This window comes from Streptomyces sp. NPDC020801 (assembly GCF_044334385.1).
Lineage (GTDB): Bacteria > Actinomycetota > Actinomycetes > Streptomycetales > Streptomycetaceae > Streptomyces.
Genome location: NZ_JBIRST010000021.1, coordinates 16,264 through 35,486, shown reverse-complemented (window position 1 = coordinate 35,486; position 19,223 = coordinate 16,264). Strand labels below are relative to the sequence as shown.

General features: G+C 69.7%; 16 protein-coding genes and 2 pseudogenes. 7 read left to right on the top strand and 11 right to left on the bottom strand.

From position 1 onward, the window contains the following. Window positions 1–343: 343 nt before the first annotated feature. Window positions 344–2,941, bottom strand: coding sequence for an ATP-dependent chaperone ClpB (clpB, locus tag ACH4UM_RS32830; RefSeq protein WP_398187390.1), 2,598 nt, complete (start codon window positions 2,939–2,941; stop codon window positions 344–346). 164 nt (window positions 2,942–3,105) lie between these two features. Between clpB and ACH4UM_RS32825 the strand changes: the two genes are divergently transcribed. Continuing rightward, window positions 3,106–3,525, top strand: coding sequence for a pyridoxamine 5'-phosphate oxidase family protein (locus ACH4UM_RS32825; RefSeq protein ID WP_398187387.1), 420 nt, complete (start codon window positions 3,106–3,108; stop codon window positions 3,523–3,525). Window positions 3,526–3,700: 175 nt separating this feature from the next. Here the strand turns inward: ACH4UM_RS32825 and ACH4UM_RS32820 are convergent, their stop codons facing one another. Together ACH4UM_RS32820 and ACH4UM_RS32815 are read right to left on the bottom strand one after the other, a co-directional pair. Continuing rightward, a complete protein-coding gene (locus ACH4UM_RS32820) occupies window positions 3,701–4,036 on the bottom strand; it encodes a hypothetical protein (RefSeq protein WP_398187384.1) in 336 nt (111 codons plus the stop codon). Between the two features lies 1 nt (window position 4,037). Continuing rightward, window positions 4,038–4,256, bottom strand: coding sequence for a hypothetical protein (locus tag ACH4UM_RS32815; protein ID WP_398187381.1), 219 nt, complete (start codon window positions 4,254–4,256; stop codon window positions 4,038–4,040). A gap of 128 nt (window positions 4,257–4,384) precedes the next feature. Here ACH4UM_RS32815 and ACH4UM_RS32810 point away from each other — a divergent pair, with 128 nt between their 5' ends. Then, the gene (locus ACH4UM_RS32810; protein WP_398187379.1) at window positions 4,385–5,413 is read left to right on the top strand and encodes a helix-turn-helix transcriptional regulator; all 1,029 of its coding nucleotides are present in this window, start codon (window positions 4,385–4,387) and stop codon (window positions 5,411–5,413) included. On the opposite strand, the gene ACH4UM_RS32805 is transcribed toward ACH4UM_RS32810, so the two are convergent. From ACH4UM_RS32805 to ACH4UM_RS32775, 7 genes are all read right to left on the bottom strand, one after another. After that, window positions 5,358–6,440 carry a LuxR C-terminal-related transcriptional regulator gene (locus ACH4UM_RS32805; protein ID WP_398187376.1) on the bottom strand — a complete coding sequence of 361 codons (1,083 nt, stop codon included), beginning with the start codon at window positions 6,438–6,440 and terminating at the stop codon, window positions 5,358–5,360. The genes ACH4UM_RS32810 and ACH4UM_RS32805 overlap by 56 nt on opposite strands. A gap of 196 nt (window positions 6,441–6,636) precedes the next feature. Continuing rightward, window positions 6,637–7,743: a sugar ABC transporter substrate-binding protein gene (locus tag ACH4UM_RS32800; protein WP_398187651.1), complete on the bottom strand. Its 1,107-nt coding sequence runs from the start codon at window positions 7,741–7,743 to the stop codon at window positions 6,637–6,639. Between the two features lie 341 nt (window positions 7,744–8,084). After that, window positions 8,085–8,534 (bottom strand): heat shock protein transcriptional repressor HspR, encoded by a 450-nt coding sequence (locus ACH4UM_RS32795; protein WP_398187373.1) that lies wholly within the window; start codon window positions 8,532–8,534, stop codon window positions 8,085–8,087. Between the two features lie 5 nt (window positions 8,535–8,539). After that, window positions 8,540–9,730 carry a molecular chaperone DnaJ gene (dnaJ, locus tag ACH4UM_RS32790; RefSeq protein WP_398187370.1) on the bottom strand — a complete coding sequence of 397 codons (1,191 nt, stop codon included), beginning with the start codon at window positions 9,728–9,730 and terminating at the stop codon, window positions 8,540–8,542. Window positions 9,731–9,769: 39 nt separating this feature from the next. Further along, window positions 9,770–10,468: a nucleotide exchange factor GrpE gene (grpE, locus tag ACH4UM_RS32785; RefSeq protein WP_398187367.1), complete on the bottom strand. Its 699-nt coding sequence runs from the start codon at window positions 10,466–10,468 to the stop codon at window positions 9,770–9,772. After that, entirely contained in the window at window positions 10,465–12,312 is a 1,848-nt protein-coding gene (gene dnaK, locus ACH4UM_RS32780; protein ID WP_398187364.1) for a molecular chaperone DnaK, read from the bottom strand. Before dnaK ends, grpE begins: the two co-directional genes overlap by 4 nt. Window positions 12,313–12,405: 93 nt before the next feature. Then, window positions 12,406–13,893 carry an MraY family glycosyltransferase gene (locus tag ACH4UM_RS32775; protein WP_398187361.1) on the bottom strand — a complete coding sequence of 496 codons (1,488 nt, stop codon included), beginning with the start codon at window positions 13,891–13,893 and terminating at the stop codon, window positions 12,406–12,408. Between the two features lie 192 nt (window positions 13,894–14,085). Between ACH4UM_RS32775 and ACH4UM_RS32770 the strand changes: the two genes are divergently transcribed. Next, window positions 14,086–16,374, top strand: coding sequence for a (Fe-S)-binding protein (locus tag ACH4UM_RS32770; protein WP_398187358.1), 2,289 nt, complete (start codon window positions 14,086–14,088; stop codon window positions 16,372–16,374). Between the two features lie 84 nt (window positions 16,375–16,458). On the opposite strand, the gene ACH4UM_RS32765 is transcribed toward ACH4UM_RS32770, so the two are convergent. Continuing rightward, the gene (locus ACH4UM_RS32765; protein ID WP_398187355.1) at window positions 16,459–16,839 is read right to left on the bottom strand and encodes an antibiotic biosynthesis monooxygenase family protein; all 381 of its coding nucleotides are present in this window, start codon (window positions 16,837–16,839) and stop codon (window positions 16,459–16,461) included. A gap of 89 nt (window positions 16,840–16,928) precedes the next feature. Here ACH4UM_RS32765 and ACH4UM_RS32760 point away from each other — a divergent pair. The 4 genes and pseudogenes from ACH4UM_RS32760 to ACH4UM_RS32745 all read left to right on the top strand — a co-directional run. Next, window positions 16,929–17,124: pseudogene (locus tag ACH4UM_RS32760) on the top strand (hypothetical protein); the annotation flags it as partial. Next, a complete protein-coding gene (locus tag ACH4UM_RS32755) occupies window positions 17,098–17,331 on the top strand; it encodes a helix-turn-helix domain-containing protein (protein ID WP_398187352.1) in 234 nt (77 codons plus the stop codon). The pseudogene ACH4UM_RS32760 and the gene ACH4UM_RS32755, both read left to right, overlap by 27 nt. 579 nt (window positions 17,332–17,910) lie before the next feature. Continuing rightward, a pseudogene (locus tag ACH4UM_RS32750) lies at window positions 17,911–18,117 on the top strand (hypothetical protein); the annotation flags it as partial. Between the two features lie 60 nt (window positions 18,118–18,177). Then, window positions 18,178–19,215 carry a Yip1 family protein gene (locus ACH4UM_RS32745; RefSeq protein WP_398187349.1) on the top strand — a complete coding sequence of 346 codons (1,038 nt, stop codon included), beginning with the start codon at window positions 18,178–18,180 and terminating at the stop codon, window positions 19,213–19,215. The last annotated feature ends 8 nt before the right edge of the window (window positions 19,216–19,223 follow it).

Genomic DNA, 19,223 nt, shown 5'->3' with positions numbered 1-19,223 from the left:
GCCGCGGACCGAGTTCTGCGCGGACCCGGCCGGCCTCCGCCTGGACCTGGGCTTCCGCCAGGGCCCGCCGGGGCGACGGGAACCACGCCGGACATGTCCCGGGTGCCGCGGACTCCCGCTTCGGCGCGGACGCCGTGAATGTGGCGGTGACGTACGCGGGACCGGATGCGGCCTCGGGGCGTTTTTCCGCGTTCACCGCGTGAACAGTTGACCTCATGAACGGTTGAGCCGGCCAATGACTGAGCCGGCCAGTGGTTGAGCCGGCGAATGGCTGCCCGGGACCGGTCCCGGTCGTGCGAACGGCGGCCCGCCCCCGTGCCGTGAGGGCGGGCCGCCGTGCCGCTCAGAGCGTCTTGCCGGTCGCCGGTCCCACCAGCAGGCCCTCGCCGAAGCGGTCGACGCGGACCGTGTCGCCGTCCTTGACCTCGCCGGAGAGGATCTCCTTGGCGAGGCGGTCGCCGATGGCGGTCTGCACCAGACGGCGCAGCGGACGGGCGCCGTAGGCCGGGTCCATGCCCTCGTCGGCGAGCCACGCCAGCGCCTGAGGGGTGACCTCCAGGGTCAGGCGGCGCTCCGACAGGCGCTTGGCCAGGCGGTCGATCGCGAGCTTCGCGATCCGGCTCAGCTCGTCCTTGGTCAGGGCGGAGAAGACCACCATGTCGTCCAGGCGGTTGAGGAACTCCGGCTTGAAGGAGGCGCGGACCACCTCCAGGACCTGTTCCTTCTTCTCCTCCTCGCTGGTGATCGGATCGACCAGGAACTGGCTGCCCAGGTTCGAGGTCAGCACCAGGATGGTGTTGCGGAAGTCGACCGTACGCCCCTGACCGTCCGTCAGACGCCCGTCGTCCAGCACCTGCAGGAGGATGTCGAAGACCTCCGGGTGGGCCTTCTCCACCTCGTCGAGGAGTACGACGCTGTAGGGGCGGCGGCGGACCGCCTCCGTGAGCTGGCCACCCTCCTCGTAGCCGACGTATCCGGGCGGGGCGCCGACCAGCCGGGCCACGCTGTGCTTCTCGCTGTACTCGGACATGTCGATGCGGACCATGGCCCGCTCGTCGTCGAAGAGGAAGTCGGCCAGTGCCTTTGCGAGTTCGGTCTTGCCGACGCCCGTCGGGCCGAGGAAGAGGAACGAGCCGGTGGGCCGGTCGGGGTCCGAGATGCCGGCGCGGCTGCGGCGGACGGCGTCGGAGACGGCGCGTACGGCCTCGGTCTGGCCGATGAGCCGCTTGCCGATCTCCTCCTCCATGCGCAGCAGCTTCTGCGTCTCGCCCTCCAGGAGGCGGCCGGCCGGGATACCGGTCCAGGAGGCGACCACGTCGGCGATGTCGTCCGGGCCGACCTCCTCCTTGACCATGGTGTCCCTGGCGGCCTCCTCCTCGGCCTGCGAGGCGGCCTCCAGCTCCTTCTCCAGGTCCGGGATCTCGCCGTACAGCACCTTGGAGGCGGTGTCGAAGTCGCCGTCGCGCTGGGCGCGTTCGGCCTGCCCGCGCAGGTCGTCGAGCCTCTCCTTCAGCTCACCGACCCGGTTGAGGGACTGCTTCTCCTTCTCCCAGCGGGCGGTCAGGCCGCGCAGCTCCTCCTCCTTGTCGGCGAGGTCGCGGCGCAGCTTCTCCAGCCGCTCGCGCGAGGCCGCGTCGGTCTCCTTGTCGAGCGCCAGCTCCTCCATCTTCAACCGGTCCACGGCGCGCTGGAGTTCGTCGATCTCCACGGGCGAGGAGTCGATCTCCATCCGCAGCCGGGAGGCGGCCTCGTCGACCAGGTCGATGGCCTTGTCCGGCAGGAAGCGGGAGGTGATGTAGCGGTCGGACAGGGTCGCCGCGGCCACCAGCGCGGAGTCGTTGATCTGCACCTTGTGGTGGGCCTCGTAGCGGCCCTTGAGCCCGCGCAGGATCGCGATGGAGTCCTCCACGCTCGGCTCGGCGACCAGCACCTGCTGGAAGCGCCGCTCGAGCGCCGCGTCCTTCTCGATCCGCTCCCGGTACTCGTCCAGCGTCGTGGCGCCGACCATGCGCAGCTCGCCGCGGGCCAGCATCGGCTTGAGCATGTTGCCGGCGTCCATCGCGGAGTCGCCACCGGCACCCGCGCCCACGACCGTGTGCAGTTCGTCGATGAAGGTGATGATCTGCCCGTCGGAGTCCTTGATCTCCGCGAGGACGGTCTTCAGCCGCTCCTCGAACTCGCCGCGGTACTTGGCGCCCGCGACCATCGCCCCGAGGTCCAGCGCGACCAGCCGCTTGTCCTTGAGGGACTCGGGCACGTCGCCCTTGACGATCCGCTGGGCGAGCCCCTCGACGACGGCGGTCTTGCCGACGCCCGGCTCACCGATGAGGACCGGGTTGTTCTTGGTGCGGCGGGACAGCACCTGCACGACGCGGCGGATCTCCTGGTCCCGGCCGATGACCGGGTCCAGCCTTCCCTCACGTGCCGCGGCAGTGAAGTCGGTGCCGAACTTCTCCAGGGCCTTGTACTGGCCCTCGGGGTCGGGTGTGATCACCCGGCGCCCTCCCCTCGCCTTCTGGAATGCCTCTTGCAGCTTCTTCGCACTGGCGCCCTCCCCCGTGAGCACCTCGCCGGCCGCGCCGCCCTTCGCGGCGATGCCCATGAGCAGGTGCTCGGTCGACAGGTACTCGTCCCCGAGGTCCCGGGCCCGGCTCTGCGCGTCCGCGATCACGGCGAGCAGCTCACGGCCCGGCTGCGGCGGCGCGACGGTGGAGCCGGTCACGCTGGGCAGCGAGGCGAGCACCCGCTCGGCGCCGGCCCGGACGGACGCCTGGTCGGCGTCGACGGCCGCCAGCAGGTCGATGATGTTCTCGTTCTCCTGTCCCTCGAGCAGCGCGAGGAGCAGGTGGGCGGGGGTCAGGTCGGGGTGTCCCCCGGTCACGGCCCGGTTGCCGGCCGCGTTGATCGCGTCCCGGCTCCTGTTGGTCAGCTCGGCGTCCACAGTCGCTTCTCTCCTCCTTGGCGTCGGCCCTCTGCCACATCTCCCAGTGCTGACTCAGTCAACGTACACAAACTTGAGTCTATTCCACTCAAGGTAGGTCCGGGAGGCCTGTCGGGACCGAGTTGCCGGGACCTGCGGGCCCTCCTGGGTTAAGTTGCCGGGTCATGGGCACCACCACGTATTCCCAGGACCCGGGCGCACCCGACGCGCCGTACCTCGGCTTCTGGCGGGAGCGGCATCTGTGCACGCTGACCACCCTCCGCCCCGACGGCACCCCGCACGTCGTCCCGGTGGGGGTGACCTACGACCCCGGGGCACGGCTGGCCCGGGTGATCACCAACAAGGCGAGCGCGAAGGTGGGCCATGTACGGGCGGCCGGGCCGCAGGGCGCGCCGGTCGCGGTGTGCCAGGTGGACGGGCGGCGCTGGGCGACGCTGGAGGGCCGCGCGTTCGTCCGCACGGAACCGGAACGGATCGCGGAGGCGGAGCGGCGTTACGCCGAGCGCTACGAGCGCACGCCGGCACCCAACCCCTCCCGGGTGGTGATCGAGATCGAACTGATCCGGGCGCTGGGCCGAGGCTGAGCGGGAGGCGCGAGGGAGGCGGGAGGCGGGAGCGGCGGCTGTTTTCAGCCAGGGCTCGGTCTGCCGATATCCGGAGATTCCGGGTGAAACTGCAGCGGCGTCACCGTGTTCAGGTCACGGTGACGCCGCTGCGGGGGGAAGTACCTGAGCGATCTTTTACGACGGGGGAATCGCGTCAGGCACTGCGGGGGGTGGCTGAGATGGTCCTGACCGTGTCGGGTTCCGGCGCCACCTGCCGGTGGTCCCGCTGATCCAGGTTCACGAAGATCATTCCGTACCGGATGGCACACCGTACGGGCTGCGGCGCCCCCCGAGGCCGCCGCAGACACCGGTACGCCCGTACGTCTCCGTCCTCGTCCCGCGTGACGACGACAGGCTCACCGAAGACGGTCACCATCAGTGAGTCACCGCTGTGGGGGATGGCGGTGACCAGGTCGATGAAGTGCCAGCCGGAGCGGTAGGCGGTGGCCATTTCGCGGCGGAAGGACCGGTCGTCGGGTGGTGTGGTCACATCAGCTCCCGGAACCGTCCACCGGGGCGATCGGCCAGCTGCTGTTGTCCGCGGTGCCGGCGTGCGCGACCACCAGCGGCCAGCTGCTGTTCGCCAGGACGTCGGTCTGCGCCGCCACCGAGGGCCAGCTGCTGTTCGCCTGGACGCCGTCCTTCTTCGCTCCGGAGAAGCCGCCCAGTGCGCCGAGAGCCACAACGGCGGAAAAGGCGGTGACAAGCACCGAGCGAAGCATTCTGTTACGCATAATCGGCTTCGTCCTCACTTGAAGGTCCCCTCTTCCCCCGTCGGATAAGACGATGGCTCATTCGGGCACGTCATGGCCACACAATCGGTGCATCATGTTCCTGCATGTTCAGGACCCTGGGGGGTGGAAATTTGGCAGCGAATCGGACCAAAGCCGGTCATACCCACCCATTGTCCGAGCTGTGCGAGGAGGGCAGCCGTCTTTACGCCACCGCCCTGCGAACCGGACGGATCGCCCGTGCGGACACGGGGCCGGCGCCCTGCCTGATGGAGTTCGCCCTGCTCCATCCCGATCCCGACGACCCCGACTGGCTGCGTCCCGTACCGCCGACGGTCGCCCTGGCGCAGCGGCTCGGCCCGCTGGAGCGGGAGATCACCCAGCGCCGGCGGTCGGCGATCGAGCTCGCCGATGCTTTTGAGCCGTTCATGACCATCAGCACCCAGGCGGCCACCGCCGGCGACTCCCTCATCGTGCTGGAGGGCAGCGACCGGATCAATGCCGCGCTCAATCTGGCCACCGCCCAGTGCCGGACCGAGATGCTCACGGTCCAGCCGAGCGACCGCCTGTCCGAGCGCGCCCTGCTGATGGGCCTGGAGCGCGACCGGCCGCTGATCGAACGCGGTGTGAAGATCCGCACGCTGTATCAGCACACGGCCCGCTACAACCCTGAACAACTCGCCTACGCCGCCCGGCTCGCCGACGGCAAGGTGGAGTACCGCTCCATCGACGAACTGGTGGAGCGGGTGATCATCTGTGACGAGACCGTCGCCTTCATCCCCGCCCGCGACGACCAGCAGGTCGCCCTGGAGCTCCGCCAGCCCGGCCTGGTCCGCTACCTGATCAAGGTGTTCGAGTTCCTGTGGGACCGCGCGGTCCCACTGAGCACCGGCACGCCCTACGAGACCGCCCCCGACGGCATCACGGACATCCAGCACTCCATCGCCAAGCTGCTCGTCGAGGGCCACGTCGACGAGGCGATAGCCCGCCGCCTGGGCATGAACGTGCGCACCTGCCGGGCCCACATCGCCAAGCTGGCCACCGCCCTGGGCAGCGGCAGCCGCGCACAGCTCGGCTATCTCATCGCCCAGTCCGGGATTCTGGAGCAGGCTCGCCGAATTGGTCCGGCACGGTGAGCGGGGCCGGCTCCGAACTGCGCGGGGCCGGCTCCGAGCTGCGCGGGGACCCGTCCAGACCGGCCTGGGCGATCCGGACACCCAGCTGCGTACGGCTCGCCGCGCCCAGCGTCTCCGAGAGCCGGGCGATATGGGCCCGGCAGGTGCGGACGCTGATGCCCAGCCGCTCGGCGATGACCGCGTCCTGGTGACCCTCCGCCAGCAGCGCGGCGATGGACTGCTCGCGGAGCGAGATGCCCTCGATCCCGGTGTCCGGGAGCGGCGCGGTCAGCGGGATCGCCAGGCGCCACAGCCGTTCGAAGACCGTCACGAGGTACTCCACCAGCGCCGGGTGACGCAGCTCCAGCGCCATCGTGCGGTCGCTGTTGGCGGGGACGAAGGCCACCGTGCGGTCGAACAGGATCAGGCGGTCGATCACCTCGTCCAGGGTGCGCGCCTCGACCGCGTCGCCCATCAGCTCCAGGTAGTTGAGCAGGCCCTGGCCGTGCCGGGCCACGTGGGTGTACAGGTCGCGCATGCGCACCCCGCGGCCGCGCAGCGCCAGCGCCCGGTGCAGGCCCTCGGAGAGCTCGTGCTCACGGCGGATGCCGCCGGGCTGGACGGTGAGCACCTCGGTGGTGCACGCCTCGGTCGCCTCGTCCATGGCCGCCTGGATACGGGACAGACCGTCCAGGACCCGGATCGCGGGGCCCTCGACGGCGGCGGAGGACAGCTGCATCCGGCCGCCGAGCCCCGCGTAGCGCTCGAAGGCGGCCACGACCGAGCCCACCCGCCGGTGGCTCTCGCTGACCTCGTCGTACATCCCGCGCAGCAGCCGGGTCATGACCTCCTGCGGCGCGGTCGGCACCAGGAAGTCCATGTCGTCCGGGTCCGGGTGCAGCAGGGCCAGTTCAAGCAGGCACGGCACCGGCTCGGCGTCCCGGCGCGGCACGCGGCCGCGCCGTACGGCCCGGGAATACACGCGATCCCCGGCGTCGCACAGTCGGTCGGCACCGTGAGGATGCTTCTCCGTCCCGTGCCCGGCCATGGCCCATCACACCCCCGGTTTCCGCCTCTTCCGCAGCGCAACTATGCGCGGACCGGACCGGCTGTGCAACACGGCTCCCCAGAGCCTGACCACCCATAACCACCGGTATCACCCGGTGTGTACCGGCCTCCGTCTGGCGCATTGCAGCAACGTGACGACGGCCGGCGGACCCGAACGGGCGACGCCCGCACGGCCCTTACTTGAGGCCGATCGAGGCGCAGGCCGACTTGTACTTGCCGGTGCAGATGTCGGACAGCTTGTAGATGCCGTCGGCGACGACCGTGTCCTTGATGTTGCTCTTGGTCAGGGCGACCACGGAGACCAGCTGCGAGGGGACGTCCTTGTTGGTCGGGCTGCTCACCTTGTCCCGGGTCAGGGCGTCGAACTGGATGTCCTTGCCCTGGACCTTGGCCACGGCCATCTCGGCGGCGGTCTCGGCCTCCGTCGGGTAGGACTTGTACACGCTCATGTACTGCTCGCCGGTGACGATCCGCTGCACCGCGTCGAGTTCGGCGTCCTGGCCGGTGACCGGCGGCAGGTTGGTGACGCCCGCGGCCTTGAGGGCCTTGATGACACCGCCCGCCATGCCGTCGTTGGCCGCGTAGACGCCGACGATGTTGCCCTTGCCGACCTCGCTGAGTGCCGCGGTCATGTTGGCCTGGGCGTTCTCCGGCTTCCAGTCCTTGGTGTCGTAGGACTTGGCGATCGTCACCTTGCCGCTGAGCTCGGACAGCGCGCCCTGCTTGAACTGCTTGGCGTTCGGGTCGGTGGGCGAGCCGTTCATCATGACGATCTTGGAGGAGCTGTCGGCGCTCGCCCCCATCGCCTCGAGCAGCGAGCGACCCTGCACCTCGCCGACCAGTTCGTTGTCGAAGGAGATGTACGCGTCGATCGGGCCCTCGGCGAGCCGGTCGTAGGCGATGACCGGGATGCCCGCGTCCTTGGCCTTCTTCACCTCGCCGGCGATGGCGTGCGAGTCGACGGCGTCGAGCAGGATGACGTCGACCTTGTCGTCGATCATCCGCTGCAACTGGCTCGCCTGCTTGTTCGCGTCCGCACCCGCGTTGGCGTAGTCGACCTTGCCCCGGTTCCGGGTGAGTGCGGCCACCTTGTCCTTGATGATGGGGTAGTCGAACTTGTCGTAGCGGGTGTTGGCCGTCTCCGGCAGAAGCAGGCCCACCGTCATGTCGCCGCCCTTGGTCGGGCTCGCGTCGGCGCTGCTGCCCGACCCGCCGAGCGCCCCGCAACCGGCCAGCGAGAGGGTCAGCGTGGACGCGGCCACGGCTATGGCGATACGACGCATCGAGGTGCTCACTTCTGGTGCCTTCCGGACGAGGGCGCAGCATTGCGACCCAGGTGACTGAAAAGCCAACGCGGAGGCGACCACCGGCGTCAAGCGGAAGCACTTAACGAGATGACAACACCACGCTCCGCTTCCTCTGTGAAGACCTTGGAAAACGTTGCGGAACCCTCTCCAAACGCCCGTTACGGACCCTCCACCGGACGACGGTCAATCGTCGGGCAAAGATCCGAACAACCTTTGGTCATCGAGCAGAGGAACGAACGATCTCGGCCATGCGCACACAAAGGGAGGCCGGGAGGGCCGTCCGGCCCTCCCGGCCTCTTCTGTCCACTCGTTCCGCGTCAGTCGGGCTGCTGCCGCTTGGGACGCCACACCACCAGCGCGCTGCTCTGCTGGACCTCCTGGTAGGGGACCAGGTCCCGGCGGTAGGAGGCGTGGACGGCGGCCTCGCGCTGCCGCATGGTGGCCGCCACGCCGTCCAGGGCCGCCTGCATCTCGGCGATGCGGGACTGCAGCGCGGCGACCTGGTTCTCCAGTTCGATGATCCTCTTGATGCCGGCCAGGTTGATGCCCTCGTCCTGCGACAACTGCTGCACCTGACGGAGCAGTTCGATGTCCCGGGCCGAGTAGCGGCGGCCCCGCCCGGCGGTGCGGTCGGGGGACACCAGGCCCAGCCGGTCGTACTGACGCAGGGTCTGCGGGTGCAGCCCGGACAGCTGGGCGGCCACGGAGATGACGTACACCGGGGTGTCTTCCGTCAGTTCGTACGGGTTGCGACGGCGTCCGTCCATCTCACTCATGCTCCCTTCGCGGCCTCGAACAGCTCCGCCCGCGGGTCCTCGCCCGCGGTCGCCTCGCGATACGCCTGGAGCGCGTCACGAGCCTTCCCCGACAGGTCCTTGGGGACACTCACCTCCACGGTGACCAACAGGTCGCCGCGGGAGCCGTCCTTGCGGACCGCGCCCTTGCCACGGGCCCGCATCGTACGGCCGTTCGGCGTGCCGGGGGGCAGCTTCAGGGTGACCGGTGGCCCGCCGAGGGTGGGCACGCGCACCTCACCGCCGAGGGCGGCCTCGGGATAGGTGACCGGCACGGTGACGGTGAGGTTGTCGCCCTTGCGGCCGAAGACCGGGTGCGCCCCCACGTGCACCACCACGTACAGGTCGCCCGCCGGTCCGCCCCGCTCGCCCGGAGCGCCCTTGCCGCGCAGCCGGATGCGCTGCCCGTCGTTGACGCCGGCCGGGATGCGCACCTGCATCGTCCGGGAGGACTTGGCACGCCCGGAGCCCTTGCAGACCTCGCAGGGGTTCTCCGCGATCAGACCGCGGCCCTTGCAGTCCGGGCAGGGGTCGGTCAGGGAGAAGCCGCCGCCCGAGCCACGCGCCACCTGCCCCGTGCCGACACAGGTCGGGCACACGCGCGGCGTGCCGTTCTTGTCGCCGGTGCCCGAGCAGGCCTTGCACGGCTGCTGGCTGGACATGCGCAGCGGCACCGTGGCGCCCTCGATGGCCTCCGTGAAGCTCAGCGTGACCTCGGACTCGATGTCCTGGCCGCGCCGGGGCTGGGTGCGCGTACCCGCGCCCGCGCCCGCGCCACCGCGGTTGAACAGGCCCCCGAAGACGTCACCGAGACCGCCGCCGAAGCCGCCACCGCCCTGCGCTCCGCCCTGCGCGCCACCTCCGAAGAGGTCGCCCAGGTCGAAGTTGAAGGAGCCGCCGCCCGCCCCGGGACCGGGACGGAACCCGCCGTTGCCGAACAGGGCGCGGGCCTCGTCGTACTCCTTGCGCTTCTTGGGGTCGCCGAGCACGTCGTTGGCCTCGGAGATCTCCTTGAAGCGCTCCTCGGCCCTGGCGTTGCCCTTGTTGGCGTCCGGGTGGAACTCGCGGGCGAGCTTCCGGTACGCCTTCTTGATCTCGGCCTCGGTGGCGTCCTTGGGGACGCCGAGGACCTTGTAGTAGTCCTTCTCGATGAAGTCCTTGGTGCTCATCCCCGACGTCCCTCCTCTCCTGCGTCGTTGGTTATTACGTCAGCCCTCCTCCGGGCCACCGCTGTCCTTGTCCTCGCCCTGCTCGGCGGACTTGGCCGAACCGGACTCCTCGGCCGGCTTGACCGTCTGCGCGCCGGGCTGGGGCTCGGCCACCGCGACCCGCGCGGGGCGGATGGTGCGCTCGCCGATCCGATACCCGGGCTGCAGAATCGCCACGCACGTCGTCTCCGTGACGTCCGGCGCGTAGCTGTGCATCAGCGCCTCGTGGATCGTCGGGTCGAAGGGCTCGCCCTCCTTGCCGAACTGCTGCAGCCCCATCTTCGCCGCCACGGTCTCCAGCGACTCGGCGACGGACTTGAAACCGCCCACCAGTTCGCCGTGCTCCCGCGCGCGCCCGATGTCGTCGAGCACGGGCAGGAGCTCGGTCAGGAGGTTCGCGATGGCGATCTCCTTGACCGCGATCCGGTCGCGCTCGACCCGGCGCCGGTAGTTCTGGAACTCCGCCTGCAGCCGCTGGAGGTCCGCCGTGCGCTCGCCGAGCGCGGTGCGCACCTGGTCCAGCTGGGCCGTCAGACCGGCCGACTGAGCCGCGTCCCCGGCCGGGGCCGCCGCCTCCTCCCGGGAGGAGGCGGCGGCCTGCGGCTCGGCGTCGTCAGAGGTGGCGCCGGAGGGGACGTCGGGCTGCTGAGCCTGAGCCTGCGGCTGCTGCTCGTCGAAGCCCGGGGTCTCCTCCGTCACGCGGCACCGTCCTTCCGGTCCTCGTCGACGATCTCGGCGTCGACGACGTCGTCGTCCGCCTTCGCCTGGCCGGCACCGGCGTCACCGGCACCGCCCGCGGCCTGAGCGGCCTGGGCGTCGGCGTACATGGCCTGACCGAGCTTCTGCGAGACGGCCGCGACCTTCTCGGTGGCCGTACGGATCTCGGAGGTGTCCTCGCCCTTGAGCTTCTCCTTCAGCTCGGCGACGGCCTCCTCGACCTCGGTCTTGATCTCGCCCGGGACCTTGTCCTCGTTGTCCTTGAGGAACTTCTCGGTCTGGTAGACGAGCTGCTCGCCCTGGTTGCGGGTCTCGGCGGCCTCGCGGCGCTTGTGGTCCTCCTCCGCGTAGCGCTCGGCCTCCTCACGCATGCGGTCGACCTCGTCCTTCGGCAGCGAGGAGCCGCCGGTGACGGTCATCTTCTGCTCCTTGCCCGTGCCCAGGTCCTTGGCGGTCACGTGCATGATGCCGTTGGCGTCGATGTCGAAGGAGACCTCGATCTGCGGGACGCCGCGCGGCGCCGGCGGCAGACCGGTCAGCTCGAACATGCCGAGCTTCTTGTTGTACGCGGCGATCTCGCGCTCGCCCTGGTAGACCTGGATCTGCACCGACGGCTGGTTGTCCTCGGCCGTGGTGAAGATCTCCGAGCGCTTGGTCGGGATGGTCGTGTTGCGCTCGATCAGCTTGGTCATGATGCCGCCCTTGGTCTCGATGCCGAGGGACAGCGGGGTGACGTCGAGCAGCAGGACGTCCTTGACCTCGCCCTTGAGGACACCGGCCTGGAGCGAGGCGCCGATGGCGACGACCTCGTCCGGGTTCACGCCCTTGTTGGCCTCCTTGCCGCCGGTCAGCTCCTTGACGAGCTCGGCGACGGCGGGCATACGGGTGGAGCCACCGACGAGGACGACGTGGTCGATCTCGTTGATGGAGATGCCGGCGTCCTTGATGACGTTGTGGAACGGCCTCTTGCAGCGCTCCAGCAGGTCCGCGGTCAGCTGCTGGAACTGAGCTCGGCTGAGCTTCTCGTCCAGGTGCAGCGGGCCCTCGGCCGAGGCCGTGATGTAGGGCAGGTTGATCGAGGTCTCGGTGGACGAGGACAGCTCGATCTTGGCCTTCTCCGCCGCCTCACGCAGACGCTGGAGAGCCATCTTGTCCTTGGACAGGTCCACGCCGTGCCCGGACTGGAACTGCTTGACCAGGTAGTCGACGACGCGCTGGTCCCAGTCGTCACCACCGAGGTGGTTGTCACCGTTGGTGGCCTTCACCTCGACGACACCGTCGCCGATCTCCAGCAGCGAGACGTCGAAGGTGCCGCCACCGAGGTCGAAGACGAGGATGGTCTGGTCGTCCTTGTCGAGGCCGTAGGCCAGGGCGGCGGCCGTCGGCTCGTTGACGATGCGCAGCACGTTCAGACCGGCGATCTCGCCGGCCTCCTTGGTGGCCTGGCGCTCGGCGTCGTTGAAGTACGCCGGTACGGTGATGACCGCGTCGGTCACCTTCTCGCCCAGGTAGGCCTCGGCATCCCGCTTCAGCTTCTGCAGCACGAAGGCGCTGATCTGCTGCGGGTTGAAGTCCTTGCCGTCGAGGTTGATCTTCCAGTCGGTGCCCATGTGGCGCTTGACCGACCGGATGGTCCTGTCGACGTTGGTGACGGCCTGGCGCTTGGCCACCTCGCCGACCAGCACCTCGCCGTTCTTGGCGAAGGCGACGACGGACGGCGTGGTCCTGGCGCCCTCGGCGTTGGTGATGACGGTGGGCTCGCCGCCCTCCAGAACGCTGACGACGGAGTTAGTCGTGCCCAGGTCGATGCCGACCGCACGTGCCATGGTGAATCCTCCAGCTGACTTGAGTGGAACGGACTCAAGTGTGCCTGAGCCGTCCCGCTGGGTCAACAGACCTGAGTCAGCCAGACTCAACTCTTATCCATCCCTCACACGCAAGGGCGCTCTGACCTGCGGTGACGTCGACTGCCGAGGTGAGGGCGGGGGAGATTCGGGGGGCCGGCGAGTGCCATGACGGTCGTGCGGGGGGCCGAGTCGCGGGACCTCCGGAGCTCCACGGGCTCCCTGGGCTCCGGGGGTCTCCTGGGCGCCTGCCCGGGACCGGGTGCCGTAGACATCCGTTTGCCCGCGGGTGGCGAAGGTAGCTGTCCGATCACGGTCACGGGTGGCGAAGGGAACCGTCCGATCACGATCACGGGTAGTGAAGGGAACCGTCCGATCACGATCACGGGTAGTGAAGGGAACCGTCCGATCACGATCACGGGTGGCGAGGGGAACCGTCCGATCACGGACCCCGTGCACGGCCGTGGGTGCACCGGCGCGCACGCTCGTCCGCGCGCCGGTGCCCCTGCGGAGGCCGGGCAGGCCCATGCGCCCCCGAGGGCCGTGGACACCGGTGCCCCCGCGCGTCCCGTGAAGCTCCGCCGGGCGCCCCCGGGGGCCGTGGACCGGGACCCGGAGCAGTCCGAGGACGGCCACCAGGGTCGCACCGAGCACCCACAGCACACTGCTGCGCGCCGTCCAGCCCGTGTGGACCAGCACGCCGACGAGGACCGCGGCGAAGGTGGCGAGGCCGAGCAGGACGGTCGCGCCGTGCGGGGTGAGCCCGATCCGGCGCAGCCGGTGCGCAAGGTGGTCGGGGCCGCGGCGCAGCACGGGACGCCCCGCCAGCTTCCGGGACAGGACGACCAGGACGGCGTCGGCGCTCGCGACGGCGGTGAGCGCGAACAGCACCGCGGCGGTGGAGAGGGGGTCGTAGCCCGTCCGGGTGAGGACGGCGGCCGAGGCGAGCACGAAACCGGTGAACAGCGCGCCGGAGGCGCCGAACGCGATCCGCGCGGGATGCCAGTTGTGCATGAGGAAGCCGGTCAGGGCGGCGGCCAGCACGCTCAGCAGCACCGCGAGGCCGTCCATCACCTCGGCCGCCGCGCACGCGCCCGCACCGAAGGCGGTGAGCACCCCGACCGTGCCCGCGAGGCCGTCCGCGTGGTCCAGCCCCCGGAAGGCGGCGGCCACGCAGGCGATCCAGACCACGGCCCCGATCCCCGCCCCGATCCCGGTCTCGTCGTAGGGCACCACGACGGCCGCCGCGACCGCCGTACCGAGGAGCAGGAACCTCGTCTTCAGCCGCCACACGTCCGCGATCAGCCCCAGGACGGCGACTCCGGCGCCCGCGGCGAGCAGTCGTCCGACCCCGTCGCCGAGCGGCGCTGCGCCCGTCCAGCCGCCGGCGGCCGTGACCAGGCAGGTGCTGACCACCACGGCCACACCGCCGAGCAGCGGTACGGGGCGCAGCCGGCGCCTGAGGTCGACGAGCCCCAGCCGCAGCGCGAGGACCCGGAACAGGGCCGAGAGCACGGCGGCGAGGAGAAGGGCGGTGGTGGCGGTGGCGATCCCGTATAGCACGGTTCTTAAATTAGGGGTATATGGGGCGATTGGGTGTGAATAACACGATCGGAACAGGGTTCGATCCCCGGGCGGCCCTCAGCGATCCAGATCACCCCGCGCCCGGCTACATTGCGACGGAGGATGCGGGTAGTCTCAGACGAACTGCATAAGTTACCGCTTAGTAATTTCGAGGCCGCCTCAGGAGCCCCAATGCAACTCGCCGCGATCGTCGTGTCGCTGGTCCTGACCGTGGTCGGCGTTGCGCTGCTCGCCCGTGCCATCGGCCAGTTCGTCCGGTACTTCAAGCTGGGCCAGCCCGTACCCGCCGGCACCAGGACCGACAACCCGTACCGGCGCAGCGTGACCCTGGTCCAGGAGTTTCTCGGCCACACCCGCATGAACCGGTGGGGCATCGTGGGCGTCGCCCACTGGTTCGTGGCCATCGGCTTCCTGACGTTGCCGCCGACTCTCGCACAGGCGTTCGGCCAGCTGTTCCAGGCCGACTGGGCGCTGCCGGTCATCGGCGACTTCCTGCCGTTCGAGATGTACATCGAGTTCATCGGCGTGATGACCGTGCTCGGCATCGCCGTGCTCATCACGATCCGGCTGCTGAGCCTGCCGTCCCGGCCCGGGCGCAAGTCCCGCTTCGCCGGCTCCAAGGCCGGCCAGGCGTACTTCGTCGAGTACGTCATCCTCACCATCGGCCTCGCGATCTACGTCCTGCGCGGCCTGGAGGGCGCGCTGCACCACGTGGACCACTACGAGGCCGGGTACTTCGCCTCGTACCCGCTGGTGCTCGCCTTCAAGGGCCTGTCGGCCGGCACCCTGCAGAACCTGGTCTACCTGACCGCGATGATCAAGATCGGCACGTCCTTCGTGTGGATGATCGTGGTCTCCCTCACCACCAACATGGGTGTCGCCTGGCACCGCTTCCTCGCGTTCCCCAACATCTGGTTCAAGCGCGAGTCCGACGGCGGTACGGCCCTGGGCGCCCTGCAGCCGATGACCTCCGGCGGCAAGGCGATCGACTTCACCGACCCCGGTGACGACGACGTCTTCGGTGTCTCCCAGGTCGAGCAGTTCTCCTGGAAGGGCCTGCTTGACTTCTCCACCTGCACCGAGTGCGGCCGCTGCCAGTCGCAGTGCCCGGCCTGGAACACCGGCAAGCCGCTCTCCCCGAAGCTGCTGATCATGTCGCTGCGCGACCACGCGCACGCCAAGGCGCCGTACCTGCTGGCCGGCGGTGGCAAGACCATGGAGGGCGAGGAGAAGGCCTCCGAGGAGCAGCTGAAGGACGTGCCCGCCGCCGCGCTCGCCGAGGCGGAGCGGCCGCTGATCGGCACCGCCGAGGACAACGGCGTCATCGACCCCGACGTGCTGTGGTCCTGCACCACCTGCGGCGCCTGCGTCGAGCAGTGCCCGGTGGACATCGAGCACGTCGACCACATCGTCGACATGCGCCGCTACCAGGTGATGATCGAGTCCGCGTTCCCGTCCGAGGCGGGCACGATGCTCAAGAACCTGGAGAAGAAGGGCAACCCCTGGGGCCTGGCCAAGAAGCAGCGCCTGGAGTGGACCAAGGAGGTCGACTTCGAGATCCCGGTCGTCGGCCGGGACATCGAGGACCTGTCCGAGGTCGAGTACCTGTACTGGGTCGGCTGCGCCGGCGCCCTGGAGGACCGGGCGAAGAAGACCACGAAGGCCTTCGCCGAGCTGCTGCACATCGCGGGCGTGAAGTTCGCGATCATGGGCGGCGACGAGAGGTGCACCGGCGACTCCGCCCGCCGACTGGGCAACGAGCCCCTGTTCCAGGAACTCGGCATGGAGAACGTCGCCGCGCTGAACATGGCCTTCGGCGAGGAGACGGACGACGAGGGCAACACCACGCCCGAGTCGAGGAAGCCGAAGTCGGCGAAGAAGATCGTCGCCACCTGCCCGCACTGCCTCAACACCCTCGGCAACGAGTACCCGCAGCTCGGCGGCGACTACGAAGTCATCCACCACACCCAGCTGCTGCAGCACCTGGTGGACGAGGGCAAGCTGATCCCGGTCACACCGGTCGAGGGCATCATCACCTACCACGACCCCTGCTACCTGGGCCGCCACAACAAGATCTACACGCCCCCGCGCGAGATCATCGGCAAGGTCCCGGGTCTGCGCAACGAGGAGATGCACCGCCACAAGGAGCGGGGCTTCTGCTGCGGCGCCGGCGGCGCGCGGATGTGGATGGAGGAGCGGATCGGCAAGCGCATCAACAACGAGCGCGTCGACGAGGCTCTGTCCCTCAACCCGGACATCGTCTCCACCGCCTGCCCGTTCTGCCTGGTCATGCTGACCGACTCGGTCAACGGCAAGAAGAACGACGGCAAGGCCAAGGAGTCCATCCAGGTCGTCGACGTCGCCCAGCTCCTGCTGGACTCCGTCAGGACCCCGGCGGACGAGCCGCCGGCGGGCGAGGCGGAGAGCGAGAGCACGCCGGAGCCGGAGCCGGTGAAGTAGCGGCGGCCGGTCGCACGGAACGGCGCCCCCTGTCCCCTTCGGGCAGGGGGCGCCGTCGTATGCGCAACTCGCCCTTCGGGCGCGCTACTCGCTCTTCGGCGACGCCTGCTGCACGACGTCGAAGGACCAGAGGGTGGAGCCGGTGGCCGCGGGCTGCGGCCGCTCCCCACCCTCGCCGGCGCCCTGGTGGGCGGCCTTCATCGGCCCTTCGAGCCAGGCCTGGAACGACTCCTCGTCGCGCCAGCGCGTGTAGACGAGGTAGTTGTCGGTGCCCTCGACCGGGCGGAGCAGTTCGAACCACTCGAAGCCGTCGGAGCTCTCCACGGCGTGGGCCCGGTGGGCGAACCGCTTCTCCAGCGTCTCCCGCTGCTCGGCCGGTACGGTCAACACATTGATTTTTACTACGCTAGGCACATGACACCTCTCGTCAAACGGGGCCCCGACTGGACCCCTGATCTGGACCATGTGCGCGCAGTGTCCTACATCCGACAGTCAAGGAAGCGTGAGGACGACTCCGCGTCGTCCCCGAAGCACAGCGGACCAAGTGCGAGGCGCTGATCACGGCCAAAGGCTGGGACAACGCGGGCCACTTCGCCGACGGCGGTAAATCCGGCTGGGACCCCAAGGTCGTCCGGCCGGAGTTCGAGGATTGCGCTGCGGATTCTGACCGGCACACTGGCCGGTAGCTACTCCCCGAAGGGTGAGGGCAAGTTCTTCTTCACGATGACGGTTGCCTTTGCTGAGCTTGAGCGCGACATGGTCGTTGAGCGCACTCGGGCGGGTCTGGACGCTGCCAAGGCCCAGGGTCGTACGGGCGGACGGCCGACCGTCATGGACGCTGACAAGCTCGCTGCGGCCAAAGCGCGTAAGGCCAAGGGGGAGAGCGTCACGGCCATCGCCAAGGCGCTCAACGTGTCCCGCGCGACGCTGTACCGGGCGCTTGCCGACACGGAGTGACCCGGCCCGACCTGAGGGACCGTCTGCCCGACGTGGTGGACGGCTTTTCTCATGTCTGGGCACCGGGGGATGGGTCAAAGTCTGGCACAAAGCCCCACCCGGACCCGACCCCCATGCTTACCCGCATTTCCGCGAAATAGACACCCGGGGGGTCTGGATCAAAGCGGGTCGCGTGGCGTGCATCGCCGCAACCCAGGCCATGTGCTTACCTTGACGGCTTCATTCGCTCATGGACCCATCCTGCCCGGTTCCGCGCCTCGGCGCCCGAGGCACCCGGACCCGCGCCACACAAGCGGTCACGGCGGCCCTGACGTCGGCGGTCACGGCGGCCCTGACGTCGGCGGTCACGGCGCCCCACGCCGGCAGTCACAGCGGCCCTGACATCGGCAGCCACAGCGGTCCTGACATCGGCGCACGCCGACACTCGCAACGGCCGTCCAGCGGCCTCACAGCAGCCGTCAGCCGACACACGGGCCACACCAGCACCACCTGCGAATCGCCCTCGCCACGGCCACCGCCGCCGCGCTGACGGGCGGGCTGCTCAGCCTCTCGGCCGCGACGGCGAACGCCGCCGACTCGGCCAGGGTCCCGCTCGCCGACTTCAACGGCGACGGCAGGGCCGACCTCCTCGTCGGCTCCTACGAGAACTCCGGCGACGGCCGGCTCACCTACCTGCCCTCCAACGGCACGAAGATCACCACGAACGGCTCCCGCTGGATCGCCCCGGGCGAGGTGGGCGTCTCGACCTCGGGCACGCCCCAGTTCGGCGCGGTCTTCGCGGACTGAGCCCCAGAGGCCGCTCGCCGTCACCTGCTGACATCCCCTAAGGGCCCCGCCCCTTAGGGGATGTCACAGCTCAGCCGCAAAGGCGGGTCCGAACGCCCGGCTCCGGCACGTCACTCTCCGGGACCGGGTACGTTCGAAGACGTGGCTGGATTCAGGATCGGACGCGGCGGCCGGGACAACCGTGCCCCGCAAGCGCGACCGCAACGACCCCCGTACGGACAGCAGGCGCCGCAGGCACCGTCGTACGGCTACCCCTCGGCGCCGCAGCCGTACCCGCAGCAGCAACCGCCGTACGGACGCGGCGGGGCCGGAGCGGGAGCCGGTGCGGCTGCCGGGGCCGGCCAGTGGCCGCAGGGGAACGGCGGCGGCCAGGGTGGCGGCTACGGCGGTCAGGGCGAGCCGGAGTACTTCGGCGACGGCGGTGCCTACCCGCAGGGCGGCCCCGACCCGTACGCGGCCAACAACCCGGGTCACACCCAGGCGTTCACGGTCGGCGAGGACCCGTACTCGCAGGGCGAGACCTACCGCGCGGGCTCGGCCCCGGCCGGCCCGATCGGCCCCCGTCTGCACTGGAAGGAACTGCTGCGGGGCATCGTGCTGTCCCCCAAACAGACGTTCCTGCAGATGCGGGACTACACCATGTGGGGTCCCGCCCTCGTCGTGACGTTCCTCTACGGTCTGCTGGCGGTCTTCGGCTTCGACGGCGCCCGAAAGGACGCGATCCACGCCACGCTCTCCAACGCGGTACCGATCGTCCTGATCACCGCGGTGGCGATGGTGATCAGCTCCTTCGTCCTCGGTGTGGTCACCCACACCCTGGCCCGCCAGCTCGGCGGCGACGGGGCCTGGCAGCCCACGGTCGGCCTGTCCATGCTGATCATGTCCATCACGGACGCACCCCGCCTGTTCTTCGCCATGTTCCTCGGCGGCGACGCAGGCTTCGTCCAGCTGCTCGGCTGGGCCACCTGGGTGGCGGCCGGCGCCCTGCTGACCCTCATGGTCAGCCGCTCCCACGACCTGCCCTGGCCCAAGGCCCTGGGTGCCAGCGCGATCCAGCTGATCGCCCTGCTGTCGATCGTGAAGCTGGGCACCTTCTAGTGCCGCAT

Coding starts and splice junctions, on each gene's coding strand:
- ACH4UM_RS32825 (WP_398187387.1), top strand. CDS start 3,106: ATGGGCACCACCACGTATTCCCAGGACCCGGGCGCACCCGACGCGCCG.
- ACH4UM_RS32810 (WP_398187379.1), top strand. CDS start 4,385: ATGTTCAGGACCCTGGGGGGTGGAAATTTGGCAGCGAATCGGACCAAA.
- ACH4UM_RS32805 (WP_398187376.1), bottom strand. CDS start 6,440: ATGGCCGGGCACGGGACGGAGAAGCATCCTCACGGTGCCGACCGACTG.
- ACH4UM_RS32800 (WP_398187651.1), bottom strand. CDS start 7,743: ATGCGTCGTATCGCCATAGCCGTGGCCGCGTCCACGCTGACCCTCTCG.
- ACH4UM_RS32795 (WP_398187373.1), bottom strand. CDS start 8,534: ATGGACGGACGCCGTCGCAACCCGTACGAACTGACGGAAGACACCCCG.
- dnaJ (WP_398187370.1), bottom strand. CDS start 9,730: ATGAGCACCAAGGACTTCATCGAGAAGGACTACTACAAGGTCCTCGGC.
- dnaK (WP_398187364.1), bottom strand. CDS start 12,312: ATGGCACGTGCGGTCGGCATCGACCTGGGCACGACTAACTCCGTCGTC.
- ACH4UM_RS32770 (WP_398187358.1), top strand. CDS start 14,086: ATGCAACTCGCCGCGATCGTCGTGTCGCTGGTCCTGACCGTGGTCGGC.
- ACH4UM_RS32765 (WP_398187355.1), bottom strand. CDS start 16,839: ATGGTCCAGATCAGGGGTCCAGTCGGGGCCCCGTTTGACGAGAGGTGT.
- ACH4UM_RS32755 (WP_398187352.1), top strand. CDS start 17,098: ATGACGGTTGCCTTTGCTGAGCTTGAGCGCGACATGGTCGTTGAGCGC.
- ACH4UM_RS32745 (WP_398187349.1), top strand. CDS start 18,178: ATGTCACAGCTCAGCCGCAAAGGCGGGTCCGAACGCCCGGCTCCGGCA.